This window comes from Pandoraea pneumonica (assembly GCF_902459645.1).
GTDB lineage: Bacteria > Pseudomonadota > Gammaproteobacteria > Burkholderiales > Burkholderiaceae > Pandoraea > Pandoraea pneumonica.
Map to the genome: position 1 here is coordinate 615,269 of NZ_CABPSK010000003.1, position 16,197 is coordinate 631,465.

Here is a 16,197-nt window from a genome sequence, read left to right on the forward strand (position 1 = left end):
TCGCCCATGCGCCAGCCCGTTCTGTTTTGCTCCAATTCGTTCTGGTCGATCCATAACTTCCGTGGTGGCCCTATCCGCGCATTGCTGGCCGACGGTTATCCGGTTCACGTAGTGGCCCCGGACGACGACTACTCGCCGCTCTTGCGGGCGATGGGGTGCGTTGTCCACATCATGCCGATGGCGTCGAAGGGGAAAAATCCTTTCAGCGACCTCGCGCTTGCCTGGCGGCTGTATCGTCTTTACCGCAGCGTTCGTCCGGCCGTTTGCTTTCACTACACGATCAAACCCAATATCTACGGGGCGATGGCGGCGCATTGGGCGCGCGTTCCCTCTGTGTCGATCACCACGGGGATGGGCACGGTCTTCATCAACCGCTCTTTCCTGACCCGAATCGTGCGACAACTCTATCGCCACGCGTTTCGCCACACGCGGGAGAACTGGTTCCTGAACGAGTCGGATTTCGAAGCGATGGTCGGCGGGGGCCTCGTCGATCTGCGTAAGGCACGGCTGCTGCCCGGCGAAGGGGTCAACCTCAATCACTTTGCCAGTGCTCCGTGGCCTGCCGACGATGGCTCGTTCCGGTTTTTGCTGATCGCACGCATGCTGCGCGACAAAGGCGTGCTGGAATTCATCGAGGCGGCGCGCGCGCTGAAGTCGTCGGCACCGCACGTCAAATGCCAACTACTCGGACCGGCAGACGTCGAGAACCCGACATCCATTTCGCACGATCAGATCGCCGCCTGGGAGCGTGAAGGGCTTGTCGAGTATTTGGGCGTGACACAGGAGGTGCGACCGGCCATCGCACAGGCGCACTGCATTGTCCTTCCGTCCTATCGCGAAGGGCTGTCGCGAACCCTTCTAGAGGCTGGCGCGATGGCGCGTCCAGTGATCACTACCGACGTACAAGGGTGCCGCGAAGTCGTCGACGATGGCCGTACCGGATGGGTCGTGCCCGTTCAGGACGCCAAGGCCCTGACAGCACAAATGGCAGCAACGTCGAGGATGTCACCTGCCGAATTGGCGGCGGTCGGACATGCCGGGCGTGCTAAAGTAGCGCAAAATTTCGACGAAGGTCTGGTGATCGCCGAGTATTTCAGAGTCCTCGGCGAGGTCGATGGGAGCGACAATCGCCCAAGGCTCTCATCCGATTCAGCGCAGTAAGCTGACGCCAGTCACATATAAGAACTAACATCGCGCTCAACGACTTGTCCGTACCATGCTGAACCTGACAGTGGCCCTCGTAGTCTCGTTTATCACCACGCTGCTGATTGTGCGTTATGCCCACGTGCACGCGCATTTTTCGAGCGATAGCGATACCAAGGGTGTCCAGAAAGTCCATGCCCATCCGGTGCCCCGGATCGGCGGCTTGGGCATCATGCTTGGACTGCTCGCCGCGGGCACGTTCGCCAACTTTCACTACCCCGGGCCGCTGGAAGAAATCCTGCTGCTCGCAGCGTGTGCGGCCCCGGTATTCCTCGGCGGTTTCATCGAAGACATTACCAAGCGCGTGTCGCCGCGCATGCGCCTGTTGTGCGCCATGGTCTCCGCTTTCATCGCCTATCTCGTGCTGGGCATTCACATCAATCGCATCGGTATTGCACCGGTGGATCAGTTGTTGGCGATTCCCGTGATTTCGGTGGTGTTGACCGTGATTTGCACGGCGGCGATGACCAACGCCGTCAATATCATCGACGGATTCAATGGTCTGGCGGCAATGGTGAGCATCTTCATGTTCGCCTCGCTGGGCTATGTGGGTTTTCAAGTCAACGACTACATCGTGCTGGCCACATCGATGATCATGATCGGTGCCGTGCTGGGGTTCTTCATCTTCAACTACCCCAATGGCTTGATTTTCCTCGGTGACGGTGGGGCGTATTTTGTGGGCTTCATGCTCGCAGAGCTCGCCATCCTGCTCGTGATGCGCAATCCGTTGGTGTCGCCGTGGTATCCGGCGCTCATGCTGATCTACCCGATCTTCGAGGTGTGCTTCTCGATTTATCGCCGTCGATTCGTGCGGGGTGTCTCGCCCAGCATGCCGGACGGGGTGCACCTGCACATGCTCATCTACAAGCGGATTTTGCGTTGGGCCGTCGGCTCGCGCGTCGCCGCACAGCTCACGCGACGTAACTCGATGACGTCTCCGTACCTCTGGGTGCTATGTCTGCTGGCCGTCGTGCCCGCGACGATCTTCTGGCGCCACACGGGTATTCTTGCCGCGTGCTGTTTGGCGTTCATCGTGACCTATGTCTGGCTGTACCGGAGCATCGTGCGGTTCCGCTCCCCGCGCTGGATGATCGTCAAAAAGAAACGCTGAATTTCGCTTCACTCGTTGATGGCCCTGCTTCAGGCCATCGGGTCGCCCCATGCTGAGTCTTGCCATCGCCCTCGTGGTGTCGTTTATCACGACGCTGTTCATCGTGCGTTACGCGCACGTGCACGCCCGTTTCTCCGGTGACAGCGATGTCGCCGGCGTGCAGAAATTTCACGTACGGCCGGTGCCGCGCATCGGCGGCGTCGGCATTTTGGCCGGATTGATCGTCGCGGCGACGGCGCTCGGCTTCCCCTATCCGAAAGTTGCGCGCGACATCCTCCTGCTGGTGGCCTGCGGCCTGCCCGCGTTTCTCGCCGGCTTCGTCGAGGACGTGACCAAGAAGGTGACGCCTACCGTGCGGCTCGTCTGCACCATGTTCGCCGCGTTGCTCGCCTGGCTGCTGCTCGACATCCACATCACACGCATCGACATCGCGCTGGCCGACCGCGCATTGATACTGGCCGCCGTGTCGGTACCGCTCACCGTGCTGTGCGTGGCGGGCATGGCCAATGCCGTGAATATCATCGACGGCTTCAACGGGCTTGCCGCCATGGTCGCCATGATCATGTTCGCCTCGCTCGGCTACGTCGGGTTTCAGGTGCAAGACCCCATCGTGCTCACCACGTCGATGATCATGGTCGGTGCGATTCTCGGCTTCTTCATCTTCAACTTCCCCGGCGGCCTGATCTTCCTGGGCGACGGCGGCGCCTATTTCGTCGGGTTCATGCTCGCCGAAATTGCCATCCTGCTCGTGATGCGTAACCCGCAGGTCTCGCCGTGGTATCCCGCGCTCATGGTGATCTACCCCGCCTTCGAGGTCTGCTTCTCGATTTATCGCAAGCGTTTCGTGCGCGGTATTTCGCCCGGCATTCCCGATGGCGTGCACCTGCATATGCTGGTGTACAAGCGGCTGATGCGCTGGGCCGTCGGCGTGCGCACGGCGAGCGCGCTCACGCAACGCAATTCCTTGACGTCCCCGTACCTGTGGCTGTTATGCTTGCTGGCAGTGATCCCGGCGACAGTCTTCTGGCGACACAGTCTGGTGCTCGCACTGTGCTGCGTCGCGTTCATGGTGACGTATGTCTGGCTGTACCTGCGCATCGTCCGATTCAAGGCCCCGCGCTGGCTGATCTACAAAAAATGAATGACCACGGGGGGCGACGCGCCTGAGTAGAGGGTAGATAACTCACCAAGGCGCGCGGCCGCAGCACACGGAATCCCCCTGTTCGGGACAACAAGACAAGACAGCGCCACCGCGATGCGTGACATCTATGCCATCGGCGACCTTCAGGGTTGCCAAACGTCGTTCGAAGAACTCCTTGCCCTCTTGCCGCAGGATGCCGATCTATGGCTCGCGGGCGATCTCATTAATCGCGGCCCCCGTTCCCTCGATACTCTGCGTCAGGTCATCGCCCTTGGCAATCGCGTCACCGCCGTGCTGGGGAATCACGACCTGCATCTGTTAGCCGTTGCCGCCGGGGTGCGCCAAGCGCACGGCAGCGACACGCTCGACGATATTCTCAACGCGCCGGATCGCGATGCCCTCATCGATTGGGTGCGCCATCGCCCGCTCGCGCATTTCGACCGCGGTCATCTGATGGTGCACGCCGGCGTGCTGCCCCAATGGGACGCCGCACAGGTCGTGACGCTCGCTCACGACGTCGAAACGCAATTGCGCGGACCGGACTGGCAAACGTTTCTCTCGCGCATGTTCGGCAATCAGCCCGATCAGTGGCGCGAAGGGTTGCCCGACGAAGATCGCCGACGTCTCACGATCAATGCGCTCACGCGCCTGCGCTTTTGCACGGCAGATGGCCGTATCGACTTCAAGCTCAAGGAAGGGGCCGACGCCGCCACGGACGACCTCAAACCGTGGTTCGATGCGCCCAATCGACGCACCGCCGATGTCACCGTCGTGTTCGGCCACTGGTCGGCCCTCGGTTTGGTCATGCGCGATCGCGTACTCGGGCTCGATACCGGGTGCGTGTGGGGCGGGAAGCTCAGCGCCGTTAAGCTCGCGGACGCGCCTGCGCAACGCGACCTGATTCAGATCGACTGCCCGCAAGTGCGTGACCCGTTCGGCTCGGGCGACGGCAAGAAGCGCAGCAAGATTAAGAAGTCCGAGAAGGCCGAAGATGCATTCAAGGCCGCCAAGGAAGAGAAGCTCGGGAAATCTGCGCGCAAGATCGAAAAGATCGGCAAGAACGCGGAGAAACGCGTCAAGCTGGAGAAGGTCGAGAAAGTGGAGAAGACGGCCAAGCGCAAAGAGGCGTAAGCCGAATCTGGCGACGTTACTTCACCGAACGACATCACACCCCATACAAAAACGGCACCGCAGTGAATCTGCTGGTGCCGTTTTTTGTTGCTGCGTCGCTGCTGGTTATTCGTTGCTTCGTTGACGCTAAAGGGGGCGGCGCATCAAACCTGCACGGCCTGAGCGGTATCGCCTTCCTCGTCGCCCATTGCAGCGTCGCGCGATCCGACCGAACCGCTTTGCGGCAGTACCGCTTCCGGCAGATACCCCTGCAACTGCTCGCCAACCGCCTTCTGCGCGCCGAGCGCCACTTCGCGTCGATGCTGCCCGTCCTGCGGATACTGCGGCTCGCCCACGGCCAAACGCACCGTCATCGGGGGCGCTCGCAGAATCATGTCGATCGACTCGATCAGCGTCATCTCACCGATATACGCCGGTGCCATCGTGTGACGCCCGCTTGCCGCATCCGTATAGAACAGGCACAGCGGCTGCACCGGCTTGCCCGTGCTCACTGGCGCTTGCAGCAGATTCGCGTGGAACGGCAGGAGACTTCGGCCATCGGTCGTCGTGCCCTCCGGAAACACCGTGATGATGTCGCCGTCACCCAGACAGTCAGATAGGTAATGCATGATGCGGCGCGCGTCGGCACGACGCTCGCGTTGCAGGAAGATCGTGCGCGTCTGCACGCAAAGCCACCCCACGAGCGGCCAGTGACGAATCTCGGCTTTGGCCACGAAACGCACTGGTTGCCACGCGTTGATGGCAAAGATGTCGATCCACGAGACGTGATTGCACAACAGCATCACGCCGCCCTCGGGCAACGGCGCAGCCTGCTCGACTTCGAGACGCATGCCGCAAAGCCGCAGCAACTTCTGCGACCACGCGCGAATGCGGCGATGCTTGCCCGCTTCCGAGAGCATCGGGAAGAGCACCAGTGCAGTCAGCAGACCGCGCGCAAGGTGCAGGCCCAGACGGAGTTTTTTGATCAACAGCACGGCTATCGCGTCCTAAACGGCAAGAGTTTCATGCGCCACGTGGCCACCGACCAGCGTCAGACGCACGCGTCCCGGTAATTCGTACCCGAGGAACGGTGTGTTGTGTCCCGCACTACGCAGCAACGCTGGCGATACCGTCCAATAAGCCGACGGTTCGAACACGCACAGATCGGCAGGCACGCCGACGGCTAGTCTACCCGCTCCGGCAATCCCGATGCCCGATCGGGCGGGTCCGCCAGCGTTGTCCAGCCGCTGTGCGGGGCCATGTGTCACGCGCGCCAGCGCATCGATCAACGGCACACGCGCTTCGTCGGCCCATTTCAAGACCAGCGACAGCAGCAATTCGAGCCCCGTGGCGCCCGGTTCTGCCTCGGCAAACGGCACCAACCGAGCGTCGGCGGCAAGCGGCGTGTGGTCGGAACAAATGGCATCGATCGTGCCGTCGCGAGCGGCATCGCGAATCGCCTCGCGATCGCGCTGGCCGCGCAACGGCGGATCGAGCCGGTACTGGGCATCAAAATACCCGATGTCCATGTCGGTGAGATGGAGGTGATGCGCCGCAACGTCGCACGTGATCGGCAACCCCTCCGCCTTGGCCGCCCGCACGAGCGCGACGCCTGCGGCCGACGACAAACGGCACAGATGCACGCGCGTGCCGGTCACACGTACGAGTTCGAGAATGGTGTGCAGCGCAATCGTCTCGGCAGCCACGGGAATCCCCGCCAGCCCCAGGCGCGACGCCACCGCGCCGCTGGCGGCCACGCCCCCGGCAGCGAGGGCGGCATCTTGGGCACGCAGCCAGACGGTCAGCCCAAAGGTGCCCGCATATTGCAGGGCTCGCAATAGCGTGCGGTTGTCGGCAATGGGCGCATTGGCCTGCGACAAACCGATGCATCCGGCGGAAGTCAGCTGGGCCATCTCGGTGAGTTCTTTCCCGCCGAGCCCAACCGTGAGGGCACCGAGCGGGTGAACTTGCGCATGGTGCATGGCCTGCGCGCGAAGCTGGAGCATCTCGACGAGATCGGGCTCGTCGAGCACCGGATCGGTGTCGGGCGGACACACCACGCGCGTCACACCACCGGCGAGCGCCGCCGCCGCTTCGCTCGCCGCAGTCACCTTGCGGGCGGCGAGATCGACCAAGCCGGGCGCCACGACGAGTCCCTTCACGTCGATCGTCCGGTCTGCCGTGAAGTCGGCCGATGCTTGCTCGAAAGCAGCGATCTGGCCGTTGGCGATAAATACGTCTTGCACCCGGTCGGTACGGGTGGCGGGGTCGATGACGCGGCCACCCTTCAAATGCAGTTTCATGGGCACCCTCAACCGTTGTTAGCCGCGACGATGCTCATCACCGCCATGCGCACGGCAATGCCGAACGACACCTGTTCGAGGATGACGGACTGCGGACCGTCAGCCACCTGCGAATCGATCTCCACGCCGCGGTTCATCGGCCCCGGATGCATGACGATGGCGTCCGGCTTGGCCAACGCAAGCCGCGCCGGGGTGAGGCCGTAATACTTGAAATACTCGCCCGCCGAGGGCAGCAATGCGCCATTCATCCGCTCGTTTTGCAACCGCAGCATGATGATGACGTCCACGTCGCGCAGCCCCTCGTCCATGTCGTGAAACACGCGCACACCGAGTTGTTCCAGCCCGGTGGGCAGCAGCGTGCGCGGGCCGATGGCGCGCACTTCCGGCACGCCGAGCGTGGTCAGTGCGTGAATGTCCGAACGGGCGACGCGCGAATGCAGAATGTCGCCGACGATGGCCACCGTCAGGTTGTTGAAGTCGCCCTTGTGATGGCGAATCGTGTACATGTCGAGCAGGCCCTGCGTCGGATGCGCATGACGGCCGTCGCCCGCATTGATGACGTGCACGTGCGGCGCGCAATGCTCGGCGATCAAGTACGGTGCGCCCGACTGCGCGTGGCGCACCACGAACAAATCGGCATGCATCGCCGAGAGGTTGCCGATCGTGTCGAGCAGCGTCTCGCCCTTGCTCGTCGACGACGCGTTGATATTCAGATTCAACACATCGGCGGATAGACGCGCAGCCGCAATTTCAAACGTCGTGCGCGTACGCGTGGAGTTCTCGAAGAACAGATTGAAAACGGATTTGCCGCTCAGCAACGGGGCTTTCTTCACGTCGCCATCGTTGAGGCTGACGAACTGTGTGGCGGTATCGAGAATGTGCGTGAGCACGGCGCGCGGCAGGCCTTCTACCGTCAGCAAGTGCTTCAACTCGCCGTTGCGGGTGAGTTGCGGGTGGCCGCGCCGGCCGAGAATTCCATTAGCCATACGGCGACTCCGAAGGGGCAGCCAGCGATCGCGTGCACGTTCTGTCAGGCAGGCACATGCTCGTCGAAGTACTGCTGGAGAATGATGCGGGCGGCTTCGGCGTCGAGCGAGGTCTTTTGCGAGACCTTGACGCCGGCTTCCGCGAGCGCGGCGGCAGCTGCCACCGACGAATACCGCTCGTCGACCCACACCACAGGGACATTGAAGCGTCCGTTGACCTGATTGCCGAAGCGCTTGGCCTGTTGTGTCATTTCGTGCGGCGTGCCATCGGGATGACATGGCAGGCCAACGACGATGAGCTCTGGCTGCCATTCGGCAATGAGCTTGCCGGTCTCGGCAAAACGGACTTCGCGATTGAGATTGGCGAGAACAGTGAGGGCACGGGCTTCGCGGATCAGCAAATTGCCGATTGCCACTCCGATACGGCGCTCGCCGTAATCGAAGGCGAGCACCGTGGCGCTGCCAGCCGTCATGCGTGACCGGCGTCGGCGGAAAGCATCGAGGACGACACTCCCAGCAACGCGAGTGCAGCGTCGAAACGTTCGGCCGGTGGCACATCGAACACGATGCCAGGGTCGGCGGCCACCGTCAGCCAGCCATTGCGGCTGATTTCATCTTCCAGTTGCCCGGCGCTCCAGCCCGAATGACCGAGCGTGAGCAGGAACCGGCTGGGGCCGTCGCCGTTAGCCACGGCTTCGAGTACGTCCTTCGAGGTGGTCATCTCGAGACCGCCCGGCACCGACAGCGACGAGCTGTATGCGGTGCCCGTCGACTCATGCAGCACGAAGCCGCGCTCGGTCTGCACCGGGCCGCCGAAAAACACCGGCTGATGGGCCAACGGGTCGATTTCCAGCTTGAGGTCGAGCCGCTCGAAGAGCGATTGCAGATCGATGTCGGTCGGACGATTGATCACCAGTCCGATCGCCCCGCGCTCGCTGTGCTCACACAGATACACGACCGTTCCGGAAAACGTCGGATCGGCCATGCCGGGCATGGCGATAAGGAACTGATTCGTGAGATTGATACGGTCGTTCGGCATAGGGCCAAATTTGATTAGCGGACGGTTTGCGGGCTTGCCGCATCGTGCTACGGCCATCGGCCACCTCGGGTCTGGTCCCCCTAGGGCAGCCTTTGCGCCGACTTTATCACGGAACGTCACGCCCGGTGACGAGCCGCTGTCCGAATACGCTCGCGTCCAGCGCCCGCTCACGCCACATGGCCATCTCGGCGATCAGGTCGGGGCGCGGCTCCGGATACGCGTCTGCCGCAAACTGGTGCAGCATGCCGCGCAACGCCTTGACGGTCATGGCCAGCGCCGCCGGTCCGCCCGGCTCGGCGGGGGGCGATGCAGCAAGCCGCTCGCCGGTGGCCGACACAGCCGCCGCGAGCCGGGCGACCGGCGCCAAGCCGATGGCCGACGCATATTCGGCAACGCGCCCTGCCACGGCGGGATCGTTCAAATTCGGTAGGGCTTCGTCGGCCAAGCTCAGGAAGGTCTGACAAACGTCATGCCGCACCGCGAGCGGACCGATGCGCAGCCAGTCGCGCGAGCTCGATCCCGCGCCTTGCTTCTGGGCAGCTTCGACGGCATCGGCCAGCGATTCGGGCAGCGTGCCCGAGCGGCGCAGCACGCCAAAATCGGCCAGCAGCGTGCTCAGCCAACTATCCGGTGCCTGCGCTTGCCAGGTGGCCAGCGCTTCGATCAGGTCGTGACCCGGGATGACTTCGGCTTGTGTTTTGGCGGTCGTCTGGCCGGGATTCGTTGCGGCGGTAGCGGAAGCGGTCGCCGCCGGAGCCACGGACGTCGGCACGGCCGACGCTTGAACGGTCTGCCCCGGCGTCGTGGGGCGCGTTAGCTGCCGCCGCAACGCCATGTTCATCCGCCCGATCTGGCGCTTGTCCGCAAGACTCAGCGGGGCGCGTGCAAACCGCAACCACGCCGCCGCGAGACGCCAGTAGTCGAGGGGCGCTGTCGCCCCGGCACGGTGCAAATCGGCAGCAAGATCCGCGAGTTGTGCGAGCGCTGCCGTGGTGTCGGTAGCATCGGCATCCGGGCGCAGCAGGCGCAGCAACACCCGCTCGACATCGGCGCGCAGCGGCGCCGTGCCTGCCGGCAGACCATGCAGACGTGGCGTGGCAACCGCCCAACCCGTCATGCGCAACTCACCGGCGGTCGGAGCGCCGGGCCAGCTACGACCTTCGGCCCCCTCGGACGCTGCCGCAGGCATTGCCGCAGCCAGCGTCGATGGTGCGGCGCCAGCCTGCCATATCTCCCGTTCGAACTGACGCAACGCATTGCGCATGGCGTCTTGACTGCCCGGCTGACCATAAGCCGTCTCGGCAATGGCTTGCACCAGCCGCTCGCCATGGAGCGCCCAGTCGGCATGGCCACTTGTCTGCAACAGTCGATTGGCACGCCGTAATGGCCCGAGCGCCGCCGCCGGTCCGTTCGACCAGGCGTCGGACGCTTCGGTCAGCGCCTCGGCGACATCGGGCAGGCGCCACAACGGGGCGTCACGCGTCTCGCGCGTTGAAGGGCTCTGAGAGGCGTCGGGGGGCGTTTGCGGGGTCACCATGGGCGGTCGATCAGGCCATCGGCCTCAGATCTGCACCATCTCGAAGTCTTCCTTGCGGGCGCCGCACTCCGGACAGGTCCAGTTGATAGGCACGTCTTCCCAGCGCGTGCCGGGGGCAATGCCTTCGTCGGGCAAACCAGCCTCTTCGTCATAAATCCAGCCGCAAATGAGGCACATCCAGCTCTTGTATTCCATTCTTTCTTAAGCGACTAGCGTTCCGTTACAATGGCTTGTCAACCGCTTCGGGCCCCGACGACAGACTTGTCGTACGGTGATGTGGGGACCTGCCGATAGCTTGCCCGGCGGGTGCAGCCCACGGCGCTTGCAAGCGCTCCGAAGCGGGCATTTAAGGCGTGATGGTACCAACGAACCCAAGCCCTGACCAGATCGCCGTCTATCCTGCCTCCATGCACACTGAATCCCCTCCCATTGCGCTGACCTTCGGGCTTTCCGACCCCACTTCGGCTACCGGCGTCCAGGCCGACCTGCTCACGTTCGCGAGCATGGGCGGTTATGGCGTGTCGGTACTCACGGGCTATTCCTCACAAGACTCACGCGCTTGCGTCGACGTACAACCCGTCGATCCCGACTGGATCGTCGATCAGGCCCGCATGCTGCTTGAAGACATGCCGGTCGCCGCGTTCAAGGTCGGCAGCGCGATCAATGCCGAAAATGTCGCAGCGATTGCCGAAATCGTGGCCGATTACGACGAGACGCCGCTCGTGGTAGCACCCGACTTCGGTCTGGCCGGCGAGCACCTGCTCTCCGCCGACGAACTGCGCGAAGCCACGGCGAGCCTGCTCGTGCCGCAGGCGAGCGTGCTCGTCGCAAGCCCCGCGAGCGTTGTCGCGCTGGCGCAGACCGTGAGCGAGAACGAAAACCTCGCGCTCGACGAAGCCGTGAGCATTCTTCTGGAACACGGTTGTGAATTCATTCTGGTGAGCGACAGCAACGCGCCGCAATTCACTCACACGCTGTATTCGGACGACGGCGTAGTGCGCGAAGACGCGTGGGACCGCCCGCCGCATAACGTGGCCGGCGCGATGGACACGCTCGCGGCCGCCGTGGCCGCGATGCTGGCCAACGGACTGGCCATGCCCGAGGCCGTGCGCGAAGCGCAGGAGTACTTGCAACAAGTGCTCGCCAACGCTTTCCGGCCCGGTATGGGGCGGCATTTCCCCGATCGATTCTTCTGGGCGCGCGCCGACGAGAACGAAGACGGGGCGGCAACGGATGCGCCCGACATCGTCATTCCCCCGGACGCTGACGAGAAGGCCTGACGAAAACAAATCGCCCGCAATTGCGGGCGATTTGCTTAATACGCGCCAACTAGCGCGTCGGCGCTCAGGAAACCTTTCGCGTCGCCGACGCTGGCGCTGCCATGGCATCGTCCTCATCCGGATCGCCCTTCGGACGCCCCCACTTCTCGATGACGCGTGCAACGAACGGCTTCAGTTCGTCGCCCTGACTACGCAACATGCGAATCAGCGAAGCGTACTGGCCGTCGAAGATCAGCATGTTGTAGTTCTTCAAGCGCTGCACATCTTCCAGCGCCTCGTCGTCTCGACCGGCGAGTGCAAGCAAAACGATATAGCGCTTGATCATCGTCGGCCCGGCCCCGAGCGCCAGCGCCTCACGATGGGAGGCCAGCTTCTCGTCGAGCTGATCGCGATTGAGGTACAGCGCGCCGGTCACGGCGTAGTCGCCATACGGGGCGAAGAACAACGCCGGATCGGTCCGGTAAGTCTCGATCTTGCCCGCACGGTACGCGACTTCCACACGCTGATAGTCACCAATCAACCACGGAATCGCGACGCAAGCGAACAGCACGATCACGCCATTGATCGCGCCTGTGGCCGCGGGCGACACGCCATTGATCGCTTTGGTATCGCAAAAACCCAGCAGGAACAACGCAGGGAGCAAGAAGAACGCATAGTGCTGCGGATACTCGAGCATTGCGTGCACGGCGAGCATGCCGAGCAAGATGAACGCGAATGCCACCGGCGCCGATTTGATGGCTCGCACCGCACGCACGAACCACAGCAGCAAAGGCACCAGTACCAGCAGCGTGCCGACGAGGCCGATCTTCGCCAGCAGATCGAGCAGCGCGTTGTGCGCGTTGTCGGCCATCTCGACCGGGCCGAGCTTATCGACCAACGCAAACTGCGCATCGATATAGTTCGACCACCCGGCACCAAAGAGCCAATGCTCTCGGAAGATCGCGAACCCGTATTCCCACAGATTCAAGCGCCCCACCACCTGCCCCGCCTGCTGCATACGCGCGACCGCACTGCCGTCGAGTTGCAAACCCCACGCCACGTTGGCCCAACCGACAAACGTCGTCATCAGGAACAGCAACGGCAAGATGGCCACCGGCACGAACCAGCGCAGCGGGCCGCGCAGATTGTGCGGTGCGTGCTGCTGCGCCATCGCGCGCTCGTTCCAGACGAGCCACAGGCCGAACGCCGACAGCAACGCCAGTTGCAGCCACGGCGTGCGTGAGCCGGTGAAGCAAATCCCGATGTCGAACGCCGCACACACGGGCAGCCATAGCCACACCGGCAGCTTGCGCTGATACCAGAGATAGAACGCCCCGGCGCTTGCGAGCGACAGATACGTCGCCAGATGATTCGGCTGATACATATTGCCGAACAAGCGACGCGCGGCAGTGACGGTGTACTTCGCCACCAGCCCCGGCACATGCGCTTCGAGATGGAAGGCCTGCACCACTTGGGCGCCGAACGCGTACAGCCCGCCGAGCGTCAGCGCGGCCGCACTCCATCGCATGAGGGTGCCGCGCCAGCCCAATTGCGCCAGCCAGAAGCCCGAACTCGCGGCCACGATCATGCCGACGCCATAGAGCAGCGCGGTCATCATCAACTGCGGCAGTTCGGTCGCCATGGTCGCGCGCTGCACCAGGATGACCGCGATGTACATCAACGGCATCCACGTGATGCGCGGCAGTTGCAGCAAGCGCGAATCGCGCCGCCACACGGCCACCATCGACAACACGCCGAGTAAGGCAAACAACGAGAACGCCAATGACTCCGAATAGAACGTGGAGATCGGATACGTATGTTTGACGAAGTTGTAGGGCAGAGCCCAGATCGCGGCTAGCGTGAGCCCGATCATCGAGAGAAGCAGAGGTGGAAACAAGGTCGCCGCCGTGCAGTACACCGGTTGAAAGATGCGCAAGCATAACGAAAAATGGCCGCCGAAGGGGCGACCATTTCATGCGAGCGACGCCGACTCAGGACTTCGACTCAGGACTTCGCGGCTTCCGCCTGTGCACCACGGCATTCGGGCGGTGCCAGCTTGGCTGCCAGCGTGGCACCGGTCGGTGCCCCGTCGCGCCCTTGCGCGTAGCAGGTCCAGACGATCTGGCCTTCCGGCGTCTTGCCCACGCTCAGCGTCTGCGGCTTGCCGTCGGCACCGGTGCTCGTGGGCACCAGCACGATCGAGCCATCGCCCGCGCGCTGCGTGTAGGCGATGGTGACATTGCCGGTCGACGCTTCGATGCTCACCGCGTTGACGTTATCCGTCGCGCTCGGGGCTTGCCAGCCGCTATTGAACGGCGCGCCGTGCATGGCGTTCTCAGAAACGAGTGCCTTGGCCGCTGCTGCCGACCCGAGCCCCTCGACGACGCGCGCACGCACCAGATAATTTTGCAGATACGGGACGCCTGCCGTGACCAGCACGCCGATGATCGCCAACACGATCATGAGCTCGATCAGGGTGAAGCCCCGGGACTTGGCGATACCGGTGGTCCGGTGGCCGAAACGACGCATTGTGTAACTCCCAGCGAAAGCATTGAAAACGAAACGGACGCGCCATTTCAGAGAAGAAACGGCGCTCGTCGGGGGGAAGTGGGCGGAGTATGCCATAGCCCCCGCGCCGCGAGCCCTGCCGCAGATCAAAATCGGGCGGGGCTGTGCGGGTGTTCAGAATCACCCGCCCAATGGACCCGATTATTCCGAAGAGGTTGCACGCAAATGACGCGCCTCGCTGCGACGTCGGAGCAGCAACCCCACGCCGACGACCATAAGCGCACCGATGGCCGACGCAATGTAGTGCGTGTATTGGGCCGCTGCGCCCGGCAGGTGCAGCCACGGGCCGATGCCCGGGTCGGTCACGATCAGATTGCCGGCAATCCAGCCGAGCAGCGCGGCGCCCGCCATCACGATGACAGGGAAACGGTCGAGGGCCTTCAACACCAGTTGCGAGCCCCACACGATCAGCGGAATGCTCACGAGCAAGCCAAAAATCACGAGCGGCAATTGGTGATGATCGGCAGCGCCTTCGGCGGCGCCCGCGATGGCGATCACGTTGTCGATGCTCATCACCAGGTCGGCCACGATAATCGTCTTGACCGCGGTCCAGAGCTTGTCGGCAGGCTTCACACTGTCGTGCGCGTCGTGGTCGGGCACGAGCAGCTTCATGCCGATCCAGAGCAGCGCCAAGCCGCCCAGCGCCTTCAGATAGGGCACCGCCAACAGCGTCACAGCGAACGCGATCAAAATCACGCGCAACACGATCGCACCGATCGTGCCCCACACGATGCCTTGCAAACGTTGCTTGGCCGGCAAATTGCGGCACGCGAGCGCGATCACCACGGCATTGTCGCCACCCAGCAGGATGTCGATCATGATGATTTGCAGCACCGCTGCCCAGTTCAGCTCAGCGAAGAACGCCAGCATCGCGAATTTATCCTTGGTTGAAAACCCATAGCAAAAAAGGGAGCCCGATAGTCCGGACTCCCTTTCGAGTGACCGATCGTGCGGCTACCGGTTCGGGCAGCCGCAACGGGGTCGACCGACGGTAATTACAGCACCGACTTGAGCAGGCGGCCCATTTCCGACGGGTTCTTGGTCACCTTGATGCCGCAGGCATCCATGATGGCCAGCTTGGCTTCTGCCGTATCGGCACCGCCCGAGATCAGCGCGCCGGCGTGGCCCATGCGCTTGCCCGGAGGCGCCGTCACGCCAGCGATGAAGCCGACGACCGGCTTCTTCATGTTGCCCTTGATCCACTCAGCAGCCGTGGCTTCGTCCGGACCACCGATTTCACCGATCATGATCACGGCGTCCGTATCCGGATCGTCGTTGAACATGCGCATGACGTCGATGTGCTTCAGACCGTTGATCGGGTCGCCACCGATACCGACGGCGGTCGATTGACCCAGACCCAGTGCGGTCAGTTGGCCCACGGCTTCGTACGTCAGGGTGCCCGAGCGCGACACGACGCCGATGCGACCCTTCTTGTGGATGTGACCCGGCATGATGCCGATCTTCAGTTCGTCCGGCGTGATCACGCCCGGGCAGTTCGGGCCGAGCAGCAGGGTCTTACGACCTTCGCGGCGCATACGGTCCTTCACTTCGATCATGTCACGAACAGGAATACCTTCCGTGATACAGATCGCCAGGTCCAGATCGGCTTCGACGGCTTCCCAGATCGCGGCAGCAGCGCCTGCGGGCGGCACGTAGATCACCGACACGGTCGCGCCGGTTTGTTCCTTGGCGTCCTTGACCGAACCGTAAATCGGAATGCCCTCGAAGTCCTCGCCGGCCTTCTTCGGGTTCACGCCAGCGACGAACGCGTTCTTACCGTTCGCGTATTCGCGGCACATGCGGGTGTGGAACTGGCCAGTCTTGCCAGTAATACCCTGGGTGATGACCTTGGTATCTTTGTTGATCAGAATCGACATTGCTTGATTTCCTTCATCCGGTTGCCGGGCAGCGTTCGCGCACCCCTTTGAGGCGGCGCGCCG

15 protein-coding genes and 1 pseudogene are annotated in these 16,197 nt (G+C 63.1%); 5 read left to right on the forward strand and 11 right to left on the reverse strand.

Annotated elements, in window-relative coordinates:
• Window positions 1–6 precede the first annotated feature (6 nt).
• From PPN31114_RS18365 to PPN31114_RS18380, 4 genes are all read left to right on the forward strand, one after another.
• Window positions 7–1,161, forward strand: coding sequence for a glycosyltransferase family 4 protein (locus PPN31114_RS18365; RefSeq protein WP_150680917.1), 1,155 nt, complete (start codon window positions 7–9; stop codon window positions 1,159–1,161).
• A gap of 55 nt (window positions 1,162–1,216) precedes the next feature.
• Window positions 1,217–2,314 carry an MraY family glycosyltransferase gene (locus tag PPN31114_RS18370; protein ID WP_150680918.1) on the forward strand — a complete coding sequence of 366 codons (1,098 nt, stop codon included), beginning with the start codon at window positions 1,217–1,219 and terminating at the stop codon, window positions 2,312–2,314.
• Between the two features lie 49 nt (window positions 2,315–2,363).
• A complete protein-coding gene (locus tag PPN31114_RS18375; RefSeq protein WP_150680919.1) occupies window positions 2,364–3,455 on the forward strand; it encodes an MraY family glycosyltransferase in 1,092 nt (363 codons plus the stop codon).
• A 114-nt stretch (window positions 3,456–3,569) separates the two neighbouring features.
• Complete coding sequence (locus PPN31114_RS18380) at window positions 3,570–4,586, forward strand: symmetrical bis(5'-nucleosyl)-tetraphosphatase (protein WP_150680920.1); 1,017 nt, start codon at window positions 3,570–3,572, stop codon at window positions 4,584–4,586.
• A gap of 143 nt (window positions 4,587–4,729) precedes the next feature.
• On the opposite strand, the gene PPN31114_RS18385 is transcribed toward PPN31114_RS18380, so the two are convergent.
• The 7 genes and pseudogenes from PPN31114_RS18385 to PPN31114_RS18415 all read right to left on the reverse strand — a co-directional run bounded on the left by PPN31114_RS18385 (window position 4,730) and on the right by PPN31114_RS18415 (window position 10,625).
• Window positions 4,730–5,560: a lysophospholipid acyltransferase family protein gene (locus PPN31114_RS18385; RefSeq protein ID WP_150680921.1), complete on the reverse strand. Its 831-nt coding sequence runs from the start codon at window positions 5,558–5,560 to the stop codon at window positions 4,730–4,732.
• Window positions 5,561–5,572: 12 nt separating this feature from the next.
• Window positions 5,573–6,868, reverse strand: a complete 1,296-nt coding sequence (locus tag PPN31114_RS18390) for a dihydroorotase (RefSeq protein WP_150680922.1) — start codon at window positions 6,866–6,868, stop codon at window positions 5,573–5,575.
• A gap of 8 nt (window positions 6,869–6,876) precedes the next feature.
• Window positions 6,877–7,830, reverse strand: a pseudogene (locus PPN31114_RS18395) (aspartate carbamoyltransferase catalytic subunit); the annotation flags it as partial.
• A 68-nt stretch (window positions 7,831–7,898) separates the two neighbouring features.
• A complete protein-coding gene (ruvX, locus tag PPN31114_RS18400) occupies window positions 7,899–8,327 on the reverse strand; it encodes a Holliday junction resolvase RuvX (protein WP_150680924.1) in 429 nt (142 codons plus the stop codon).
• Window positions 8,324–8,893 carry a YqgE/AlgH family protein gene (locus tag PPN31114_RS18405; RefSeq protein ID WP_150680925.1) on the reverse strand — a complete coding sequence of 190 codons (570 nt, stop codon included), beginning with the start codon at window positions 8,891–8,893 and terminating at the stop codon, window positions 8,324–8,326. Before PPN31114_RS18405 ends, ruvX begins: the two co-directional genes overlap by 4 nt.
• 106 nt (window positions 8,894–8,999) lie before the next feature.
• Window positions 9,000–10,430 carry a hypothetical protein gene (locus PPN31114_RS18410; protein ID WP_150680926.1) on the reverse strand — a complete coding sequence of 477 codons (1,431 nt, stop codon included), beginning with the start codon at window positions 10,428–10,430 and terminating at the stop codon, window positions 9,000–9,002.
• A 24-nt stretch (window positions 10,431–10,454) separates the two neighbouring features.
• The gene (locus PPN31114_RS18415; RefSeq protein WP_006400971.1) at window positions 10,455–10,625 is read right to left on the reverse strand and encodes a rubredoxin; all 171 of its coding nucleotides are present in this window, start codon (window positions 10,623–10,625) and stop codon (window positions 10,455–10,457) included.
• A 212-nt stretch (window positions 10,626–10,837) separates the two neighbouring features.
• Here PPN31114_RS18415 and thiD point away from each other — a divergent pair, with 212 nt between their 5' ends.
• Window positions 10,838–11,710 (forward strand): bifunctional hydroxymethylpyrimidine kinase/phosphomethylpyrimidine kinase, encoded by an 873-nt coding sequence (gene thiD / locus PPN31114_RS18420; RefSeq protein ID WP_150680927.1) that lies wholly within the window; start codon window positions 10,838–10,840, stop codon window positions 11,708–11,710.
• Between the two features lie 64 nt (window positions 11,711–11,774).
• Here thiD and PPN31114_RS18425 read toward each other — a convergent pair whose 3' ends face one another.
• The 4 genes from PPN31114_RS18425 to sucD form a co-directional block, all read right to left on the reverse strand.
• Complete coding sequence (locus tag PPN31114_RS18425) at window positions 11,775–13,586, reverse strand: PglL family O-oligosaccharyltransferase (RefSeq protein WP_150680928.1); 1,812 nt, start codon at window positions 13,584–13,586, stop codon at window positions 11,775–11,777.
• 107 nt (window positions 13,587–13,693) lie between these two features.
• On the reverse strand, window positions 13,694–14,218 hold the full coding sequence (locus PPN31114_RS18430) for a pilin (protein WP_150680929.1): 525 nt from the start codon (window positions 14,216–14,218) through the stop codon (window positions 13,694–13,696).
• Between the two features lie 180 nt (window positions 14,219–14,398).
• Window positions 14,399–15,127, reverse strand: coding sequence for a TerC family protein (locus tag PPN31114_RS18435; RefSeq protein ID WP_150680930.1), 729 nt, complete (start codon window positions 15,125–15,127; stop codon window positions 14,399–14,401).
• 125 nt (window positions 15,128–15,252) lie between these two features.
• Window positions 15,253–16,134, reverse strand: a complete 882-nt coding sequence (gene sucD / locus PPN31114_RS18440; protein WP_150680931.1) for a succinate--CoA ligase subunit alpha — start codon at window positions 16,132–16,134, stop codon at window positions 15,253–15,255.
• Window positions 16,135–16,197: the final 63 nt, after the last annotated feature.

Coding starts and splice junctions, on each gene's coding strand:
- PPN31114_RS18370 (WP_150680918.1), top strand. CDS start 1,217: ATGCTGAACCTGACAGTGGCCCTCGTAGTCTCGTTTATCACCACGCTG.
- PPN31114_RS18390 (WP_150680922.1), bottom strand. CDS start 6,868: ATGAAACTGCATTTGAAGGGTGGCCGCGTCATCGACCCCGCCACCCGT.
- PPN31114_RS18435 (WP_150680930.1), bottom strand. CDS start 15,127: ATGCTGGCGTTCTTCGCTGAGCTGAACTGGGCAGCGGTGCTGCAAATC.
- PPN31114_RS18375 (WP_150680919.1), top strand. CDS start 2,364: ATGCTGAGTCTTGCCATCGCCCTCGTGGTGTCGTTTATCACGACGCTG.
- PPN31114_RS18365 (WP_150680917.1), top strand. CDS start 7: ATGCGCCAGCCCGTTCTGTTTTGCTCCAATTCGTTCTGGTCGATCCAT.
- thiD (WP_150680927.1), top strand. CDS start 10,838: ATGCACACTGAATCCCCTCCCATTGCGCTGACCTTCGGGCTTTCCGAC.
- PPN31114_RS18380 (WP_150680920.1), top strand. CDS start 3,570: ATGCGTGACATCTATGCCATCGGCGACCTTCAGGGTTGCCAAACGTCG.
- PPN31114_RS18415 (WP_006400971.1), bottom strand. CDS start 10,625: ATGGAATACAAGAGCTGGATGTGCCTCATTTGCGGCTGGATTTATGAC.
- sucD (WP_150680931.1), bottom strand. CDS start 16,134: ATGTCGATTCTGATCAACAAAGATACCAAGGTCATCACCCAGGGTATT.
- PPN31114_RS18410 (WP_150680926.1), bottom strand. CDS start 10,430: ATGGTGACCCCGCAAACGCCCCCCGACGCCTCTCAGAGCCCTTCAACG.
- PPN31114_RS18405 (WP_150680925.1), bottom strand. CDS start 8,893: ATGCCGAACGACCGTATCAATCTCACGAATCAGTTCCTTATCGCCATG.
- ruvX (WP_150680924.1), bottom strand. CDS start 8,327: ATGACGGCTGGCAGCGCCACGGTGCTCGCCTTCGATTACGGCGAGCGC.
- PPN31114_RS18430 (WP_150680929.1), bottom strand. CDS start 14,218: ATGCGTCGTTTCGGCCACCGGACCACCGGTATCGCCAAGTCCCGGGGC.